Source organism: Dorea sp. ICN-14282 (assembly GCF_037890115.1).
Classification (GTDB): domain Bacteria; phylum Bacillota; class Clostridia; order Lachnospirales; family Lachnospiraceae; genus Dorea_B; species Dorea_B phocaeensis.
Genome location: NZ_JBBKBH010000004.1, coordinates 38,192 through 56,379 on the forward strand (window position 1 = coordinate 38,192; position 18,188 = coordinate 56,379).

An 18,188-nucleotide genomic window follows, 5' to 3' on the forward strand; every position below is an offset into this window, starting at 1 on the left:
ATCCGTAAATCTGCCCTTTGATCGGCCAATTTCTTTTTTATTTGTGTAAATCATATAAATATACGGTATCACATTTGTTATATTCTGTCACTTCATAGCCGTTATTTTTTTTATTTCCTATTTTATTTTTCATCATTCTCCTATATAATAGTATCTGGAGAATTTTACATTATATATATCAGGAGGATACCTATGGCAAAGAGAACAGATATACATAAAGTATTAATCATCGGTTCCGGACCGATTATTATTGGACAGGCCTGCGAGTTTGACTATTCCGGAACACAGGCATGTAAAGCACTTCGGAAGCTCGGCTATGAGATCGTGCTGGTCAATTCCAACCCGGCTACCATTATGACCGATCCGGAGACAGCAGATGTAACATATATCGAACCATTAAACGTAGACAGACTGGAACAGATCATTGCAAAAGAGCGCCCGGATGCACTTCTTCCGAACCTTGGCGGACAGTCAGGACTGAACCTTTGTGCAGAGCTTGCAAAAGAGGGCATTCTGGAAAAATATAATGTTCAGGTTATCGGTGTTCAGGTAGACGCCATTGAACGTGGAGAAGACCGTATCGAATTCAAGAAATCTATGGATGCGCTTGGCATCGATATGGCGCGAAGCCAGGTCGCTTATTCTGTAGAGGAAGGTCTCGCAATCGCTGACAAACTGGGATACCCGGTTGTTCTTCGTCCGGCTTACACCATGGGCGGCGCCGGCGGCGGACTGGTATATAATAAAGAAGAATTAAAGACCGTTATGGCAAGAGGTCTTCAGGCATCCTTAGTTGGACAGGTTCTGGTAGAAGAATCCATTCTCGGCTGGGAAGAACTGGAACTTGAAGTTGTCCGCGATGAAGAAGGCAATATGATCACCGTATGCTTCATTGAAAATATTGACCCACTTGGTGTTCACACCGGAGACTCCTTCTGTTCTGCTCCAATGCTTACCATTTCCGAAGAAGTTCAGAAGCGTCTGCAGGAAAAATCCCACAAGGTCGTAGATTCCGTTAAAGTAATCGGCGGATGTAACGTACAGTGGGCACATGATCCAAAGACAGACAGAGACATCATCATTGAGATTAACCCAAGAACTTCCCGTTCTTCCGCACTTGCTTCCAAGGCAACCGGATTCCCGATCGCCCTGGTATCTGCAATGCTGGCAACCGGACTTACATTAAAGGACATCCCTTGCGGAAAATACGGAACTCTTGATAAATACGTTCCAAGCGGAGACTATGTCGTAATCAAATTCGCTCGCTGGGCATTTGAGAAATTCAAAGGCGTAGAGGACAAGCTGGGTACACAGATGCGTGCAGTCGGCGAGGTTATGAGTATCGGTAAGACTTATAAGGAAGCATTCCAGAAAGCTATCCGAAGCTTAGAGACCGGACGTTATGGACTGGGACACGCAAAAGATTTTGACACAAAATCCAAAGAAGATCTGCTGAAAATGCTGATCACTCCATCCAGTGAACGTCACTTCATTATGTATGAAGCTCTTCGTAAAGGCGCATCCGTTGATGAAATTCACGAGATCACCAAAGTAAAGAAATGGTTCATCGAACAGATGAAGGAACTGGTAGAGGAAGAAGAAGCACTGGCAGCCAGCAAAGGTTCTATGCCTGCTGATGAGCTCTTAATCTCTGCAAAGAAGGACGGTTTCTCTGATAAATACTTAAGCCAGATTCTGGAAATTTCAGAAGATGAGATCCGCAATCACCGAATCGAGCTTGGTGTAGAGGAAGCATGGGAAGGCGTTCACGTAAGCGGAACCGAAGACAGAGCTTATTACTACTCTACTTACAACGCAGAAGATAAGAATCCTGTAAACACAGACAAGCCGAAAATCATGATTCTTGGCGGCGGTCCAAACCGTATCGGTCAGGGTATCGAGTTCGACTACTGCTGTGTACATGCATCCTTAGCTCTTAAGAAGCTTGGCTTTGAAACCATTATCGTAAACTGTAACCCAGAGACTGTTTCTACCGATTATGATACATCTGACAAGCTGTACTTTGAGCCACTGACATTAGAAGACGTATTAAGCATTTACAAGAAAGAGCAGCCAGTCGGCGTAATCGCTCAGTTCGGCGGACAGACTCCTCTGAATCTTGCTGCTGACCTGGAGAAAAATGGCGTGAAGATCCTCGGAACTTCTCCTTCTGTAATCGACTTGGCAGAAGACCGTGATCTGTTCCGTGAGATGATGGATAAATTAGAGATTCCGATGCCGGAGTCCGGAATGGCTACTACCGTAGACGAAGCACTTGCAATCGCAAAAGAAATCGGCTATCCGGTTATGGTTCGTCCTTCTTATGTACTGGGCGGACGCGGAATGGAAGTGGTATACGATGACGCAAGCCTGACCAACTACATGAAGGCTGCTGTTGGCGTAACACCAGATCGTCCAATCCTTATTGACCGATTCTTAAATCACGCATTGGAATGTGAAGCAGATGCAATCAGCGACGGAACACACGCATTCGTTCCTGCCGTTATGGAACACATTGAGCTTGCCGGCGTTCACTCCGGTGACTCTGCATGTATCATCCCGTCTGCGCATATTTCTGAGGAAAATGTAAAGACCATTAAAGAATATACCAGAAAGATCGCAGAAGAAATGCACGTACGCGGTCTTATGAATATGCAGTATGCAATCGAAAACGGAAAAGTATATGTACTGGAAGCCAACCCACGTGCATCCCGTACCGTTCCATTGGTATCTAAGGTATGTAATATCCGCATGGTACCTTTGGCAACCGACATCATCACTTCCGAACTGACAGGACGTCCGTCACCGGTTGCAAACTTAAAAGAACAGGATATCCCATACTTTGGAGTAAAAGAAGCAGTATTCCCGTTCAATATGTTCCAGGAAGTTGACCCACTTCTCGGACCTGAAATGCGTTCTACCGGAGAGGTTCTCGGGTTGTCTCCATACTACGGAGAAGCATTCTACAAAGCACAGGAAGCAACACAGTCCAAGCTTCCACTGGAAGGAACGGTACTGATCTCTGTAAACCGCAAAGACAAGGCAGAAGTTGTAGAAGTTGCACGCCTCTTCGCAGAAGACGGATTTAAGATCATTGCAACCGAAACTACATGCAAGCTGATCAATGAAGCTGGTATCCCTGCCGAAAGAGTCAACAAGCTGCAGGAAGGCCGTCCAAACATTCTGGATCTGATTACCAATGGCAAGATTGACCTGATCGTCAACTCTCCGGTTGGAAAAGACAGCATCCACGATGACAGTTACCTGCGTAAATCTGCAATCAAAGCAAAGATTCCTTATATGACCACAATTGCAGCCGCAAAAGCAACTGCAAAGGGAATTCACAATGTGAAGAAATACGGTCAGGGCGAAGTAAAATCTCTGCAGGAACTGCACAGCGAAATTAAAGATAAAGAATAATCCTATTCAAAAAATCAGGCTGGCGCCAAAGCGATAAATATCGCAAGGCGTCAGCCTGATTTTTTTACCTTATAAGGAAGCGAAACACTTTTTTCAGATCCTATCTTTCTTCCAACGCCGCAAGAAAAAGTTCATAGAAATCATCTTCGCCCTCAATCATCGGAGAATTTTCCCCACCGCCATTGGTACTTCTTTTCATTTCCGCATGAAACGTCTCCCCTGCCATAATCAGTTCCATTTCATAAATCTCATATCCCAGTTCTCGGCAAACCTCGCAGAATGCTGCTACCGGCTCGGATTCCTCTCTCGTATGCAGAAATCTTTTTCTTAAATCCGCATCCCTCTTCGCCCGATTCTGAATGTCATCCAATATACTTACAATCTCTGCCATCTATCTAATCCCCTTCATAATCTCGCCAATCGGCGCCGCTATGGTAAGCTCCGCGCCCACTTCTCTTGCCGTCGCGCTCTTATTAATTACCACTAGATGTTTGCCACGGAAATAGTCAATAAAACTTGCCGCCGGATATACTACCAGAGACGTTCCTCCAATAATCAGAGTGTCCGCCTCACTGATCGCACGAATGCTGTTCTGAATCACACCCGAATCCAATCCTTCCTCATAGAGCACCACATCCGGCTTAATCAAACCGCCACACTCGCACCGCGGTACCCCATCGGCCTGCTTCACATAGGCTGCCTCATAGAATTTCCCGCACTTCCTACAGTAATTACGATGAATACTTCCATGAAGTTCAAAGACCGTTTTGCTTCCCGCCGCCTGATGAAGTCCATCAATATTCTGAGTAATAACCGCCTTTAATTTCCCCTGTTCTTCCAGTTCTGCTAATTTCAAATGAGCCGCATTGGGCTTTGCGTTAAGGAACATCATTTTACTTTTATAAAAATCGTAAAAGGCTTCTGTATGATGGATAAAAAACGTATGGCTTACCACCTGTTCCGGTGCATAGCGGTACTGCTGATGATATATGCCGTCTGCACTTCTAAAATCCGGAATCCCGCTTTCTGTAGACACTCCTGCCCCTCCAAAGAATACGATATTTTCACTATCATCAATAATTTTCTGCAATTGTTCTATTTCTAATTCATACATACGGACATTCTCCTTTCCAACTCCTCATATTCTCATATGTTCCCAGCTGTTCTGCCTTCATTATACGCTTCTTTATTGACTTTTCCCACTGCATTTTCTATGATTAAGAAAAAGATTAAGAAAAAGAACAGAAAGGATTTTGATATAGAAATGACATACAAACATATTGTTTTTGATTTTGGAAACGTACTGGCTAAATTTGATCCCGACTATCTTCTAGGGCAGTTCTGTGATGATAAGGAAGCTTTTCCTCTGCTGTCGGATATCCTCTTCGAGCACTGGGATGAACTGGATGCCGGAACCATAACACCGGAAATGGCCAGGGCCGAAGCGATCTCCAAAACGCCAACAGCATATCAGAACCTTGTACTTCGCTTCTTTGAAAGCTGGTATCATTATCTGCTTCCTCTTGAGGATACCTGGAAGTTTATCCGCGAATTAAAGGAGCAAGGGTATGGGCTCTACATCCTGTCCAATGCTCCGGTTGATTTCGCCGAACATGCCGCTGATTGCTATGAAATCACAAGCCTGTTTGACGGCATTGTGTTTTCCGCCCCTATCAAAATGGCAAAACCCCAGCCCGAAATTTACCACCATCTATTCCATACCTATCATCTTTCTCCCGCCGACTGCTTTTTCTTAGACGACAAACCAGAAAACATCCAAGCTGCAAAAGATGCCGGAATGGATGGACTTGTATTTACCGAAGATATCGACATTGTAAAAGAGAGGATTGGCTTTTAATCCAACCCTCTCTTCTCTACATATCCAACGCTTCTACGACCTCTTTCGCTCTTTGCGTTCCTGCCACTCCGCCAAGTCCCGTCTCTCTAAGACTTACATCCATTTTTACACCAACTTCGCGCATCGCATCCATTACTTCATCTACGGGAATCTGACTTTCAATTCCTGCCAAAGCCATATCTGCTGCCGCCATTGCATTGACTGCCCCACCGACATTTCGCTTGACGCAAGGCACTTCTACCAGACCGCCTACCGGATCACAGACCAGACCCATCAGGTTTTTCAAAGCCATCGCACAGGCATGTCCCAGCTGTTCCTTACTTCCTCCCCGTACATGTGTAATTGCTGCTGCCGCCATACCAGATCCGGAACCGATCTCCGCCTGACATCCGCCGGATGCGCCGGCCAGAAATGCACGATTCGCGATCACCTGCCCCACACCGGCAGCCACATACATCGCTTCTATCATCTTCTCTTCCGGCACATTATATTCCCGGTAATAGGTAACAAGAACTGCCGGAAGAACTCCGCAGGCTCCTGCCGTCGGCGCTGCAACAATTCGCTTCATACAAGCATTATTACAACCCATTTTCAACGCATTTGCCATCACCTTCGCCATATAGGTTCCGCACAGCGGAGCGTTCTGTTCCAGGTAATGATCCATCTGACCGCCTTCTTTTCCTACCAACCTGCTTCTGGACATTAGCTCCGGATCATAAGCGTCCAAACTGTCCTGCATCGCCTGCCACATGCCCTTCATTCTCTCCCAGGAATCCTCTTCTGTAACTCCCCGTTCCGATGCATCGCCAAGCTGGATGGCTTTCCAAAATGAAATGCCGTCCTTTTCGCATCTTTCATATACCTCTTCCATTGATTGATATGACATACATTTCCCCCCTTCTAAACCATTCCACTTACATCAAGAAAGGTCACTTTAATAATTCCTTTCTTCTTCTCCAAATTTTCAATCGCTTCTTTTGAAACCACCTGATCCGTCTCTACTACCATAACCGCAAAACCGCCTCGCTTGTCCCGGAACACCTGCATTGTCGCGATATTGATATCGCATTTGCTAAGCGCGGCAGCAACTTCCGTAATCCGCCCCGGCTGATCTACATTCCGCACAATCAGCGTATTGCTCTCTCCACTGAAATGCACGTCAATGCCATCCAGCTTGCTGACCCTTATCCGGCCTCCGCCAATGGAATACGCCTGGATCTTCATCGCCTTAACGCCTTCTGCTTCCATGATAATCTGAGCAGTATTGGGATGTGCCTCACGGATATCCTTCTCTGCAATCTGAAATTCCATCCCCATCTCTTTTGCAATCTTGAAGCTTTCCGGAATCCGCATATCGTCCGGCTTCATTCCAAGAAGTCCTGCGATCAACGCTTTATCCGTTCCGTGTCCTTTCCCTGTAGCCGCAAATGAGCCATGCAAATACACCTGTGCTTTGTCTGGCTGTCTGCCAAACAACTGCCTTGCAATCAGCCCAATCCTTGCCGCCCCCGCCGTGTGAGAACTGGATGGACCAACCATTACCGGTCCCAAAATATCAAATATACTTGCCATACCTGTCCCTCTCTTTTCCTATACTTACCTGTCTCTTCTTTCATTATACTGGTATTATTCCCGGTTGACAATGAATAGTTGAATGTTGTAAATTTCATCTGAATGTGCTAACATGAGGTACGCTGAAATATCATTTCATTCAAATATATGCAAATTTTATTACGAGGGAGTGTATACAATGAACAAAAAAGAAGTCCTCGAGATTCGAAAACAGTTTACTCCGGAAAACTGTGCAATCACCCGGATCTGCGGATGCTATGTGGATCACGAAAAAGAGAAAAAAACCGAATTAAAAAAAGCCTTTCTCTCTCTTCCTGAGGAAGAAGCCTTTAAATATTTTGACATTTTCCGCCACACTTTATCCGGTACTATTGGAAAAAATCTAATTAATATGGAATTTCCTCTCGATCAGGAACTTCCCGGCGGCACACAGGAATTCCTGTTAAAACTTCGTGACAGCAAACTGGAAGATGATCTGCTGATTGAAGAATTCTATGACAAAATTATTGAAAACTATGTTTATGCCGAGAATTATTACATCATTCTCATCCACGCAGTCTACGATGTACCGGGTAAAGCGTCTGACGGCATGGAAATGTTCGACGCATCTGACACCGTATACGAGCATATTATGTGCAGCCTCTGTCCGGTGAATCTAACCAAGGCCGGACTTACTTACAACGCAGAAACGAATAATATTGAAGACCGGATTCGCGACTGGATCGTAGAAGCGCCGATGAAAGGCTTTTTATTCCCTGCCTTCCAGGACCGCGCCAGTGATGTCCACAATATTCTTTACTATTCCAAAAAACCGGAAGATTTGCAGCCGGAGTTGATCGCCAACGTACTTGGCAGCACGATTCCGCTGACCGCCAAGGATCAGAAAACTTCTTTCCAGGCCATTGTCAGCGATACCCTTGGCGAAGAGTGCGACTACGAAGTTATCCGCAATATCCACGACAATCTCAACGAGATGATCGAGGAAAGCAAGGAAGCGCCGGAACCTCTGGAGCTTGCCAAACCAGATGTCAAACGTCTCCTTCAAAAAAGCGGGGTTTCTCCTGAGCGCATGGAAGCCTTTGACAAGGAATTTGAAGAAATTGCCGGAGAAAAAAGTACTTTTATGGCCTCCAATATTGCCAGCGTAAAGACATTTCAGATCGAAACACCGGACGTAATTGTCAAAGTAAATCCTGAAAGATCCGATCTTGTTGAAACTCGCGAGATCGACGGACGCCGATGTCTGGTAATCGCAATCGATAATCATCTAGAAGTCAACGGAATTGAAGTTTTTTAAAAAAATTGCAAAAAGTATTTGCCAAAAAGCTCATTTTATGGTATGATACTTTTTGTCGAGCGGAGATGGCGGAATGGCAGACGCGCTAGATTCAGGTTCTAGTGGGAGTTATCCTGTGAGGGTTCAAGTCCCTTTCTCCGCATCTTGATTAAGATGGAGGATTCCTTGAAAACACAAGGATTCCTCTTATTTTTTTATCTACATTAAGCGGTAATATTAAGCTGCTATGAAAATAATTATATTTTATCTATTTATACCACCACTTATATCCACAACTCTTACATTCAAATTGACTTCTGGCAGTTTTACTAAATATCCCAAAACCAACTGCTCCTAGTGTTTTACTCGTTGCAGAAATCTCCTTGATATTCGCCGATCTACATATCGGGCATTTAAGAATGATGGGAGGGATATAGTCAACTGGATCAGTTAATTCCATACTTAAGCGTTTCATTTTCTTTTTATAAGAGTCCGTCGAATAACCACATTCAATACAATGATCTATTACACCTAAGTATTCTTTGTTGCATTTGGGACATATTTTAAAAGAAGGTTCTTCACTTTTTGGATTGTTATCAGCAAATCCACATACTGGACAAAACGTAACATCACCATAAAACACCTTTTTACATCTTGGGCATTGCTTCATTCATCATCACCATTTCTTTTAAATTAGTATTTGTTATACCATATATAATAAATACTAGCCGACTGTATTATTTTATATAAAATCTCTCTCGCAAAAGTTGATTCTTTCCTATCGAATAGGCGGCTAAGGATTGCCTTTATTAACTAGGCAAAGAGATTCAATAAAAAGAAAAATATACTGTCGCCCTCCATCAAGACCACGCTGCACTAACACTCCTGATTTCAGTTGATGTAATATATAAATGTAGTGTATACTATGGGTATAAAATAAAGATTGGTGATACGGATATGAAAATAGACATTTCAAATAAATTAAGTGAAATCGAACGATACAAGGAAAAATGCGAAGAATGGAAGAAGAATCATTTGGTTTGGAATCCTTTTCATAAGGATCTCCTTTTTCGATTAAGCTGGAACTCTAATTCATTGGAAGGGAATACCCTATCTTTGGAAGAAACCATTCAAGTTATTGAATATGATGAAGTGCGATCTGGTCATACTTTTACAGAATATCAAGAAGCAAAAACTATGTATGCAGCACTTTCTCAAAAAATGACATTTAAAGGGAATACAAAGATTGACTTGCAATGGATAAAAGATACAAACTATCTGATTATGCAAAAGGATGGTGAATTTCGAAAAGAGGATGTATATATAGGGACACCAGTGGAAGTCGTGTATTACCCTCCAAAATATCAAAAGGTTCCTGAATTGATGAAAAGGTATACAGAAGATCTCCCAATACCAGAAACAATACAGGAGAAAGATGTGATCGCACATGTGGCCAGAAAGCATATTGAATTTGAACGTATTCACCCATTTAAGGATGGAAATGGAAGAACCGGAAGAGTCATTATGCATCAACAGTTATTAAATCAAGGAATACTTCCGGCAATCATCAAGGATCAGTCAAAATATAGACAGGCATTTAGAAGATATGACAAAAACGGGGAAACATCTTTGATGGAGTATGTGATTGCAGAAGGAATTTTGGAAACATATCATAGATTGGAAAATGTGTATGAAAAATTTTTGTGCCGAGATACGAATGAAATTATTAAGTGTAATAGCTATGTAGAAGAACCGAAATTAATAGAAGAGCAATCTATGAAACAATGTATGGAACGTACCGCTACACGTATGCCGGAACGAAAATTAGATAAAAAGCTAGACCGTTAATTTTTCTTTTTTATAGAAGACCGCTTGGCAAAAACCGAGAGGTCTTTCTGTTTCGATAAAAAAGGCAATCGGTCTTCGCCAAAACCAATTGCCTTTTTGCTAATTCAACCTTCTCTATTCTTCTCTTTCCACGCCTTAATCTGCGTTACTTGCCGCAATCTTCACCCGGCTCCACAGATCTCCCATGATTTTCTTCGTATCTTCATTGTAGACAAATACTTCATCCTTCGGATTGTCTATTCGCGGAATATAGGCATCGATTCCTTCGTAATCGCCGCCCTCGCCGTAAATATCATCCATAACCTCCTTGTTTGCAGAAGTATAACCGACGTAGCTGGAATTATCATATGCTCCAGCATAATCGCTGGCGTAATTGATAAATGCATGCGCAAGCTCTGGATTCTTCGCATTCTTCGGAATGACCATCGCATCAGACCAAAGATTCGTTCCAGTCTTCGGCATGTAATATCGCATGTTCTCATTTTCATCCATAACATAGGTTGCATCCCCGGAATAAATCAATCCCAAAGCCTTCCGGCCTTGTGCCATGTTGTCAATGATCTCGTCTGTTACAATCTCCGTATCCATGGTTTCTACACACTGAACCAGCCACTCATAAGCCTCCTGAATCTCCTGCTCATCGGTAGTGTTCATGGAATATCCCAAAGCCTTTAACGCCATCATAAAAGAGTCACGTTCGGAGTCATAGAGGTAGACGTCGCCTTTGTATTTTTCATCCAAGAAGATACCGAATCCCTCTTCTTCCAGATCCTTGATATCAACTTTCGTCTTGTCATATACAATACCAACGGTTCCCCAGAAATATGGCACCGAATACTCATTATCGGGATCGTACGGCAGACCTTTCACCGCATCTGCCAGCTTGTCCATACAAGTCAGCTTGGAGTGATCAAGCTTCTGCAGAAGATCTTCCTGAATCAGACGCTCAATCATATAATCACTCGGCACCAGAAGATCATAAGGCTCTTTATTCGCCACTTTGATGTACATCTGTTCATTGGAATCAAAGTTCTCCTGTATCACCGTCGCCCCGGTTTCTTTTTCAAAGTCTGCGATAATATTTTCTCCGGTATATTCTCCCCAATTGTAAATATGAAGCGTCTGCCCTTCAAATGGTCTTTCTTCTTTGCTTCCGCCAAATTTCACAAATACAACCAACAATACCGCCGCTGCTGTCACCAGGATTCCCGGCAGAATTCTGCGTTTTTTAATCTCTTCTTTCTTCCGCCGCTTTGCAGACAAAACCGGCGCCAGATTAATAACTAGAAGCATGAATGTAATAATCAGTACCATACAAGTCGAAATCGCATTGATACTTGGATTGACTCGTTTGCTCATGGTATACACAATGATACTTAAGTTCTTTACACCGCCGCCCGTTACAAAATAAGAGATAATAAAATCATCAATGGACATGGTAAATGCAATCAGTCCACCGGAGATAATTCCCGGCATAATCTGAGGCACAATAACCTTGCGAAGCGCCTGCCACGGTGTAGCCCCCAGATCCATTGCCGCATCTGCAAGGTTGGGATCCAGCTGTTTGATCTTTGGCATCACCGAAAGCATAACATAAGGAATACAAAACGCAATATGCGCAAGCAGCATGGTCATATATCCCTTTTCCACTTTAAACGTAATAAACAACAGCATAAAACCGATTGCCGTGACAATCTCCGGATTCATCATCGGAAGATTATTGACCTGATCCATCAGATTCCGGATCACCTTCTTCGATTTACTAAGCCCAATTGCCGCGATCGTTCCCGCGATCGTAGAAATCACTGTAGCAAGAATGGCCACACTGAATGTCGTGTAAAGCGCCTCCTTCATATCCTGCGATTCCAGCATGTGCTGATACCATCGAAGAGAAAATCCGGTAAAACTGGTCAGTGATTTTCCATCATTAAAGGAAAAAATAATCATATATGCAATCGGAAGATAGAAGAAGATGATCATCAGAACCATCAACACTTTTCCAAATGGCCGTTTCCCTTTGTTCTGCATGATTACTCCTCCTTTCCACCCTGATTACGAATCTCAACTTTGCGCACTACCATCATAAGCAGCATCATAATCACTGCCATAATCATAGAAATCGCACTTCCAAAGTTCCATTCACCTACGGTAATAAACTGGTTTTCAATCATATTTCCAATAAGGAAATACCGTCCGCCGCCCAAAAGCTTCGGGATAAAGAAGGAACTTACCGCCGGAAGGAATACCAGTGTAATTCCATTGATCACTCCCGGAAGAGACAATGGAAGCGTAATGCGCCGGAAGGTCTGAATCGGACTGGCTCCTAAATCTGCACTAGCCTCCAGAAGAGAATTGTCCATCTTTGACAGCGACGTCTGAATCTGCAAAATCATAAAGGGAAGGAAGTTATACACCATTCCAAGAAGAACAGCTCCTTCCGTGTATAGAAGATCCGTATTTCCCAGTCCGAAAATCTGCAGTACCTTCTGAATCAGACCACCCTCACTGAGCATTCCGATCCACGCATAGGTACGCACCAGCATATTAATCCACATCGGAAGCGTGATACACAAGATCAGTGCATTCTGTACCTTTTCCTTACTTTTTGCAATGAAATATGCCACCGGGTAACCCAGAAGCAGACAGATGAGAGTTGTCTTCACCGCAATCAGAAGGGAACGCCAAAGTATCAGCAGGAAGTCCGGGTCGGTAAAGAACTTCACATAATGCTCCAGCGTAAAGGAGAACGATATAATACTGTTGCCGTGTTCCATCACAGAATAGAGCCCAATCAACCCCATCGGAAGCACCAGCATGAATACCGCCCAAACAATATATGGCAGCGCCAGCTGCGAGAATTTCTTCATTAGTATGTCACCTTAGACATCACATGGATGTCTTCCGGGAAGAATGTCAGGCCGACCTCTTGACCTTCTTCCGTATAGTCCGTCGTATGAATCTTAAATTCCCGTCCGGGAGTCGAGAAGGTAATCGGATAGACACCTTCTATTACCTCGTCCGCATCAAAATCATAGTCCACACTGATATCCACGCTCTGCTCTTCATCACTGAGCTTCCATCCCTGCGCATTTGCCCAGGTCTTCAGATCCGTGTCAAGCGCCTGCGACTCTCTGATTTCATCTACCGTCTTAATGAAGTTAAACGCCATTACCGCCTCGTTTGCTTTCTCGTTCTTTACGAACGGCTGATCCACCACAAAAATCGTACACTCAATACTCGTTCCATTGGCAGTCGTAAAGGCAACCGGATACTGTCCTTCTTCCTCTTCCAGTTCATATTCCACACTGGCGATAGATATATACTCATCACTTTCTACATCCCACGCCTGAGCATTAGCAAGGGCAATAATCTCTTTGTCATCCATCTGCGCCACATCATCAATATCAATGTAGAAATTATTGGCGCTGATCTTCTCGCTTCCATCTTCACTGGTTACGTCGTGGTTGCGGATCACCCGCATATTTACCGTCACACAGGTACCCGGAACGGTCTCGACCATGATCTCATAATGCACTCCTTTAAAGAGAACACTAAGCACCTCACCCGTCATCTTTCCGTCCTTCACATCTACGATATCAATGTCCTCCGGACGAATCACCACATCCACTTTTTCATTTTCACGGAATCCAAAATCCACGCAGTCAAATACGATATCGTCAAACTGTACCTTGTAATCCTCCAGCATCGTTCCCGACAAGATATTGCTCTCTCCGATAAAGTTTGCCACAAACCGATTGGCCGGCTCATTGTAAATATCCTGCGGAGACCCTACCTGCTGAATCTCACCGTTTTTCATAACCACGATCTTATCTGACATAGTAAGCGCCTCTTCCTGATCATGGGTAACAAAGATAAAGGTAATTCCAACCTCCTGCTGGATCCGTTTCAGCTCGTACTGCATTTCCTTACGAAGCTTTAAGTCCAAAGCCGCCAGCGGCTCATCCAGAAGCAGCACTTTCGGCTCGTTAACCAGAGCTCTTGCAATTGCTACTCGCTGCTGCTGTCCTCCTGACAATAAGGTAGTATTCTTATCTTCATACCCTTCCAGACCGATCAGACGAAGCATTTTCATCACCTTCTGATCAATCACGTCCTTACTTACTTTTTTGATTTTCAAGCCAAAGGCAATATTTTCGTATACACTCAAATGCGGGAACAGTGCATATTTCTGAAATACCGTATTCAGTTCCCGCTCATAGGGCGGTTTCTTACTGATTTCTTCTCCCGCAAAAATCACCTTTCCTTCGTCTACATCTAAAAAGCCGCCCAGAATCCGAAGCAGTGTCGTCTTTCCACATCCACTTGGTCCCAGAAGGGTTACAAATTCATTTTCATAAATGTCCAGATTAATCCCCTTCAATACAATCTGGTTATCAAATTGTTTCACGATTCCGCGAAACTCAATAATCTTGTTTTCCTCCATCTCGCATCTCCTTCCCTGTGCCAAAATCTCAGTTCTTCCCCAGCCTTCTTTGCACATCTTTTGTATTTAAAACATGGGCGGCGTTGTAATCCACAACACTTTCGCCTCAGCGTTTCCATGATTATACAGGTAATGACTCTTATCCCCGTTCATATAAAACGTCTCCTTCGCCTTCACCTTATACTTTTTGCTTCCCTGCACAATGGTAATGCAGCCCTTTAACACATAGCCAAACTCTTCTCCTTGATAGGACAGCATCTCCTGACTCCTTCCGTGAGGCTGAAGCGTCAGCAAAATAGGCTCCATCTGATTTTTCTGTGCATTGGGAATCACCCATTCGATCTGATACTCATCCTGCTCATCCACAAAGAAATCCTGACTGGAAAATACGATCTGCCTCTCCTCTTCCTCATGGAAAAACTCGGACAGATTGCTTCCTAACGCCTCCACAATATCCGCCAGCGTCGCAATACTTGGCGTTGTCAGATTCCGCTCAACCTGGGAGAGGAACCCTTTGGTAAGCTCGCTTCTTGAGGCCAGATCTCCAAGGGTCAGATCATTCTGCAGACGCAGCTCTTTTAATTTCTTTCCAATGTCCACCAAATCACCTCTAGTTTTCTAATACTATACTTTCTGTTAAAAAATATCGAACGCTTTTATTATACATATTCCAGCAGAAAATGCAATGGATGTGCGCAAAAAAATTGCCGCAAAGCCTTTCTATCCTCTAGGCTTTGCAGCAACTTATGCAGTATTCATTTATCTGAAGTCTACCACCATACGATATTTCCTGTTTTTCTGGGCGCTGTCCTCTGGTAATGAACCGCAGGATACCCAAGCAGCATACAGCAGGATACTGGGATCCCTTCAATATCCAGCCATTTTTTCAAAACCGGACTGTTCTCAATCACACGCATCATATATCCACTGTACAGAGCCCCCGCTCCTTCTGCCACTGCCATGTTTTCAATATTGGCAGCCGCCAGCCCTCCGTCTAATAAGTTCCGGGAGGCAATCACTAAAAAGGATGTGGTATTAAAAAAGAAGGTATCATTCGCCGGATCCTTCTGATGGCGCAGATAGAAAAGTTCAAATGCTCTTGCATAGTCAGGCGCCGTCTCTCTTAACCGTTCCACTACATTTGGCATCTCCTGCCACACCAGATCTTTGAATTCCTCAAGCCGATCCTGAATCAAAATAAAGCGACAGGCCTGCCGATTCTTCGCTGTTGCTGTATAGCGTCCCGCATCCAGAATCCTTGAAAGCTTTTCTTTTTCAATTGGTTCCTCTTTAAACCGCCGAATACTTCTCCTGAATTTTACAGCACGCAGGAAATTTTCCGGCGCCACTGTAAAGTCTTCTTCCCTGTATTCTTCCACATCGTCCATATCATATTCCGGAATAGATACCGCCCTCACCGGACAGATCGCCACGCAGTGTCCGCAGTGAATACAGTCTCTGACATATTCCGCCTTTCTTCTACCAGCTTAAGCGCCCTTCCCGGACAATCCGCCACACAAGCGCCACATCCGGTACATCGTTCTGTTAAAATCTCAATCATCTTTCCCTTCTCCTTTCTTCAACCGTTTCTTTTCACAGGCTTTTGCCAGCCAGTTATGTTCCTCCATCATCCGTTCCATCTGCTCCAGATTCTGATCCGAATGCTCGACTTCTCTGGAATACCGATACACAAGCTCTACAATATCTTCCACTTGAAGTTCCTTCTCATTCTTCTTCCATCTTGCGGCCATCAGCTGATAGATACAACGAACACTGCTTACCGCCATCTGCACCTTGCTGTAAACCCGCCCGTCATAGACCGCTCCGCAAAAGTAGGTAAAGATAAAATACACCAAAAGCTGCTCGCACTTTATCTCCCAATCCGGCATATGATGCGCCATCCATTCTTCGAATTCTTCAAAAATACTGCGAAAACCTTCGCTGCCCTGTCCGTACAGAATCGCCTGAGACTCTAGAAGAAGAGATTGCCACTGTGGTCTTAAAAGCTCTAAAAAATGCAGCTCTTCCAACATCTGCCATTCTAGATAATGTCGCCGCTTCAGACAATTTTGATATTCCTGCAGCGCTTTCTCCACATATAAGAAAGCCTCTGGTCTCTGATAACGTTCAAACAATTCTTCACACGCAAATATCCGCTCCCGGTCAACCCGGCTTTGAATATCATGGGCAAGTCCCAGTATCAGTCCGGCTCTGACTTCAACTGAAAGTTCACGGTTCTGCAAAATCTGTATCATCGTACTTCTGGCATCCACCAGCATGGAATATAGGAACGGATCAAACTCTTCGTATTCCTCCGATTTGTCCGTCTCACAATTCAGAAATCGCACCGGTTCTTTCTTATTTAAAAGAATCCTTGCCACCTCCGGACAGGATACCGACAGCGTTATCTCTCTTACTCCCTCAAATTCCTCGATATGCCGCGGATAGAGCCTGCACGTACGGCACAGGCTTTCGCCGCCTAGATTCTTATAAATTTCACATAGATTCTGTTCATCCAGGCAAGCGCATCTACGCTCCTTTGACTGCCGAAAGGTTCCATCCAGCCAGCAAATCGCCTTGTGAAGCTGCTTCCGAAAAGGTCCCTTGACCTTTCCATAACGTATCAGTGATCTTCGATCGATCATAATTTTCCACCCGGCACAGCAGGTATCCTCACACCTATCCGCCATGCAGGCAAATTCTTCATAATAATCGGGAACTATATACAGCATCTGCTCTCTTCCTATTCTATCTTTTTCTATTTCTTTCTATCTCTTCTTTTCTATCTTCGTTTTCTTCGGCCTTTTCTTCTCTATTTTACTCCATCCTTAGTTCATACTCTCCCTGAACCTTTCCAAGAATGGTTCCGAAGCACCTGAAATCATCTTCTTCTGTTACCCTTACATCCGGATCCATCACATTCAAAGCTTTCAAAATCCGATCACCACCCACATGATAGAGCCGCCTGATATAGCACGCATCATTGAGGTAGAACACGCCCATCTCATTATGGCCGGTTGGCCGCCTCCCCAATGCAACAATATCATATTTCTTAAAAACCGGTTCGTAACGATCAATTTGAATCTGAAAACAAAAATCGGCTTCTTTGGGGATACTGCCCTCTGGAACATACAGCACATGTCGATGCTCCTGTAATATAAAGCCGGTATTCTTCAATCTCTCCCCTGGCTTCCAACATGGATAATGATCCCATCCGTGCCGTTCCAATCTCTGATACTCTTCATCAATAACCATATTCACAACTTCTTTACCTGCATCGGACAGCTTTCGATACTTGTCGATCGACTCCTGCTCTCTCTCTGGCACCATCCCGTCACACAACGTACGAACCATCTGATCCGACAGATAGTCTCGATACAGATAATTGGCATCTACCTGTAATGTCGCCATCAACGCAATCAATATTTCTTTTTTGGGATAACTGACACTGTTTTCATAATTCGCAATCGCAGAGGGCGTGATACCAACCTGATTTGCAAGTTCGCTTCTAGACATATCCAATTCCCGCCGGCGTTCCTGGATTCTTGAACCTACTCCCATAAAAATCCTCCTAGTCTCCCACTTTTATATTTTCATTATATTACAAGATTCTTGGAATTTCAATCTTTGTTTTCGCAAGAATCTTGTAAAATCGATTGACTTTTCTGACAAACTATCGTAAACTGATATCGTCATCAAAATTGTAAGGTTGTACCGGCGTAAAGACTTACTTTGGGTACGGAGGGATCATGGATAAAAGACAGAAGATC

At 43.9% G+C, this 18,188-nt stretch carries 16 protein-coding genes, 1 tRNA gene and 1 pseudogene; 5 read left to right on the top strand and 13 right to left on the bottom strand.

What is annotated here, in order from left to right; genetic code table 11:
• The first annotated feature begins 192 nt into the window (after nucleotides 1-192).
• Nucleotides 193-3,420 (top strand): carbamoyl-phosphate synthase large subunit, encoded by a 3,228-nt coding sequence (carB, locus tag WKT00_RS10380; RefSeq protein WP_340263515.1) that lies wholly within the window; start codon nucleotides 193-195, stop codon nucleotides 3,418-3,420.
• A 100-nt stretch (nucleotides 3,421-3,520) separates the two neighbouring features.
• On the opposite strand, the gene WKT00_RS10385 is transcribed toward carB, so the two are convergent.
• On the bottom strand, nucleotides 3,521-3,811 hold the full coding sequence (locus WKT00_RS10385; RefSeq protein WP_101695976.1) for a hypothetical protein: 291 nt from the start codon (nucleotides 3,809-3,811) through the stop codon (nucleotides 3,521-3,523).
• Nucleotides 3,812-4,534: an NAD-dependent protein deacylase gene (locus WKT00_RS10390; RefSeq protein ID WP_340263518.1), complete on the bottom strand. Its 723-nt coding sequence runs from the start codon at nucleotides 4,532-4,534 to the stop codon at nucleotides 3,812-3,814.
• A 150-nt stretch (nucleotides 4,535-4,684) separates the two neighbouring features.
• On the opposite strand from WKT00_RS10390, the gene WKT00_RS10395 reads away from it, so the two are divergent.
• Nucleotides 4,685-5,278: an HAD family hydrolase gene (locus WKT00_RS10395; RefSeq protein ID WP_340263519.1), complete on the top strand. Its 594-nt coding sequence runs from the start codon at nucleotides 4,685-4,687 to the stop codon at nucleotides 5,276-5,278.
• Between the two features lie 16 nt (nucleotides 5,279-5,294).
• Here the strand turns inward: WKT00_RS10395 and sdaAA are convergent, their stop codons facing one another.
• Complete coding sequence (gene sdaAA, locus WKT00_RS10400) at nucleotides 5,295-6,164, bottom strand: L-serine ammonia-lyase, iron-sulfur-dependent, subunit alpha (RefSeq protein ID WP_340263521.1); 870 nt, start codon at nucleotides 6,162-6,164, stop codon at nucleotides 5,295-5,297.
• A gap of 14 nt (nucleotides 6,165-6,178) precedes the next feature.
• Nucleotides 6,179-6,850 carry an L-serine ammonia-lyase, iron-sulfur-dependent subunit beta gene (gene sdaAB, locus WKT00_RS10405; protein WP_340263523.1) on the bottom strand — a complete coding sequence of 224 codons (672 nt, stop codon included), beginning with the start codon at nucleotides 6,848-6,850 and terminating at the stop codon, nucleotides 6,179-6,181.
• Nucleotides 6,851-7,028: 178 nt separating this feature from the next.
• Here sdaAB and WKT00_RS10410 point away from each other — a divergent pair, with 178 nt between their 5' ends.
• Both WKT00_RS10410 and WKT00_RS10415 read left to right on the top strand, forming a co-directional pair.
• Complete coding sequence (locus WKT00_RS10410) at nucleotides 7,029-8,147, top strand: DUF4317 domain-containing protein (protein ID WP_340263524.1); 1,119 nt, start codon at nucleotides 7,029-7,031, stop codon at nucleotides 8,145-8,147.
• Between the two features lie 59 nt (nucleotides 8,148-8,206).
• Nucleotides 8,207-8,289 (top strand) — tRNA-Leu (locus tag WKT00_RS10415).
• Between the two features lie 105 nt (nucleotides 8,290-8,394).
• Here WKT00_RS10415 and WKT00_RS10420 read toward each other — a convergent pair.
• The gene (locus tag WKT00_RS10420; RefSeq protein WP_340263526.1) at nucleotides 8,395-8,769 is read right to left on the bottom strand and encodes a hypothetical protein; all 375 of its coding nucleotides are present in this window, start codon (nucleotides 8,767-8,769) and stop codon (nucleotides 8,395-8,397) included.
• A 314-nt stretch (nucleotides 8,770-9,083) separates the two neighbouring features.
• Here WKT00_RS10420 and WKT00_RS10425 point away from each other — a divergent pair, with 314 nt between their 5' ends.
• Nucleotides 9,084-9,974: a Fic family protein gene (locus WKT00_RS10425; protein WP_340263528.1), complete on the top strand. Its 891-nt coding sequence runs from the start codon at nucleotides 9,084-9,086 to the stop codon at nucleotides 9,972-9,974.
• A gap of 135 nt (nucleotides 9,975-10,109) precedes the next feature.
• On the opposite strand, the gene WKT00_RS10430 is transcribed toward WKT00_RS10425, so the two are convergent.
• From WKT00_RS10430 to WKT00_RS10465, 8 genes and pseudogenes are all read right to left on the bottom strand, one after another.
• The gene (locus WKT00_RS10430; protein ID WP_340263530.1) at nucleotides 10,110-12,002 is read right to left on the bottom strand and encodes an extracellular solute-binding protein; all 1,893 of its coding nucleotides are present in this window, start codon (nucleotides 12,000-12,002) and stop codon (nucleotides 10,110-10,112) included.
• Nucleotides 12,003-12,004: 2 nt separating this feature from the next.
• On the bottom strand, nucleotides 12,005-12,841 hold the full coding sequence (locus WKT00_RS10435; RefSeq protein WP_340263532.1) for an ABC transporter permease: 837 nt from the start codon (nucleotides 12,839-12,841) through the stop codon (nucleotides 12,005-12,007).
• Nucleotides 12,842-13,338: 497 nt separating this feature from the next.
• Nucleotides 13,339-14,418 (bottom strand): annotated as a pseudogene (locus WKT00_RS10440) (ABC transporter ATP-binding protein); the annotation flags it as partial.
• A gap of 66 nt (nucleotides 14,419-14,484) precedes the next feature.
• Nucleotides 14,485-15,018, bottom strand: coding sequence for a helix-turn-helix domain-containing protein (locus tag WKT00_RS10445; RefSeq protein WP_101695965.1), 534 nt, complete (start codon nucleotides 15,016-15,018; stop codon nucleotides 14,485-14,487).
• A gap of 170 nt (nucleotides 15,019-15,188) precedes the next feature.
• On the bottom strand, nucleotides 15,189-15,836 hold the full coding sequence (locus WKT00_RS10450; protein WP_340263537.1) for a nitroreductase family protein: 648 nt from the start codon (nucleotides 15,834-15,836) through the stop codon (nucleotides 15,189-15,191).
• Complete coding sequence (locus WKT00_RS10455) at nucleotides 15,833-15,979, bottom strand: 4Fe-4S dicluster domain-containing protein (RefSeq protein WP_340263539.1); 147 nt, start codon at nucleotides 15,977-15,979, stop codon at nucleotides 15,833-15,835. Before WKT00_RS10455 ends, WKT00_RS10450 begins: the two co-directional genes overlap by 4 nt.
• The gene (gene fliB / locus WKT00_RS10460; RefSeq protein ID WP_340263541.1) at nucleotides 15,972-17,150 is read right to left on the bottom strand and encodes a flagellin lysine-N-methylase; all 1,179 of its coding nucleotides are present in this window, start codon (nucleotides 17,148-17,150) and stop codon (nucleotides 15,972-15,974) included. Before fliB ends, WKT00_RS10455 begins: the two co-directional genes overlap by 8 nt.
• A gap of 85 nt (nucleotides 17,151-17,235) precedes the next feature.
• Entirely contained in the window at nucleotides 17,236-17,979 is a 744-nt protein-coding gene (locus tag WKT00_RS10465) for a helix-turn-helix domain-containing protein (RefSeq protein ID WP_340263543.1), read from the bottom strand.
• Between the last annotated feature and the right edge of the window lie 209 nt (nucleotides 17,980-18,188).

Coding starts and splice junctions, on each gene's coding strand:
- carB (WP_340263515.1), top strand. CDS start 193: ATGGCAAAGAGAACAGATATACATAAAGTATTAATCATCGGTTCCGGA.
- WKT00_RS10385 (WP_101695976.1), bottom strand. CDS start 3,811: ATGGCAGAGATTGTAAGTATATTGGATGACATTCAGAATCGGGCGAAG.
- WKT00_RS10390 (WP_340263518.1), bottom strand. CDS start 4,534: ATGTATGAATTAGAAATAGAACAATTGCAGAAAATTATTGATGATAGT.
- WKT00_RS10395 (WP_340263519.1), top strand. CDS start 4,685: ATGACATACAAACATATTGTTTTTGATTTTGGAAACGTACTGGCTAAA.
- sdaAA (WP_340263521.1), bottom strand. CDS start 6,164: ATGTCATATCAATCAATGGAAGAGGTATATGAAAGATGCGAAAAGGAC.
- sdaAB (WP_340263523.1), bottom strand. CDS start 6,850: ATGGCAAGTATATTTGATATTTTGGGACCGGTAATGGTTGGTCCATCC.
- WKT00_RS10410 (WP_340263524.1), top strand. CDS start 7,029: ATGAACAAAAAAGAAGTCCTCGAGATTCGAAAACAGTTTACTCCGGAA.
- WKT00_RS10425 (WP_340263528.1), top strand. CDS start 9,084: ATGAAAATAGACATTTCAAATAAATTAAGTGAAATCGAACGATACAAG.
- WKT00_RS10430 (WP_340263530.1), bottom strand. CDS start 12,002: ATGCAGAACAAAGGGAAACGGCCATTTGGAAAAGTGTTGATGGTTCTG.
- WKT00_RS10435 (WP_340263532.1), bottom strand. CDS start 12,841: ATGAAGAAATTCTCGCAGCTGGCGCTGCCATATATTGTTTGGGCGGTA.
- WKT00_RS10455 (WP_340263539.1), bottom strand. CDS start 15,979: ATGATTGAGATTTTAACAGAACGATGTACCGGATGTGGCGCTTGTGTG.
- fliB (WP_340263541.1), bottom strand. CDS start 17,150: ATGCTGTATATAGTTCCCGATTATTATGAAGAATTTGCCTGCATGGCG.
- WKT00_RS10465 (WP_340263543.1), bottom strand. CDS start 17,979: ATGGGAGTAGGTTCAAGAATCCAGGAACGCCGGCGGGAATTGGATATG.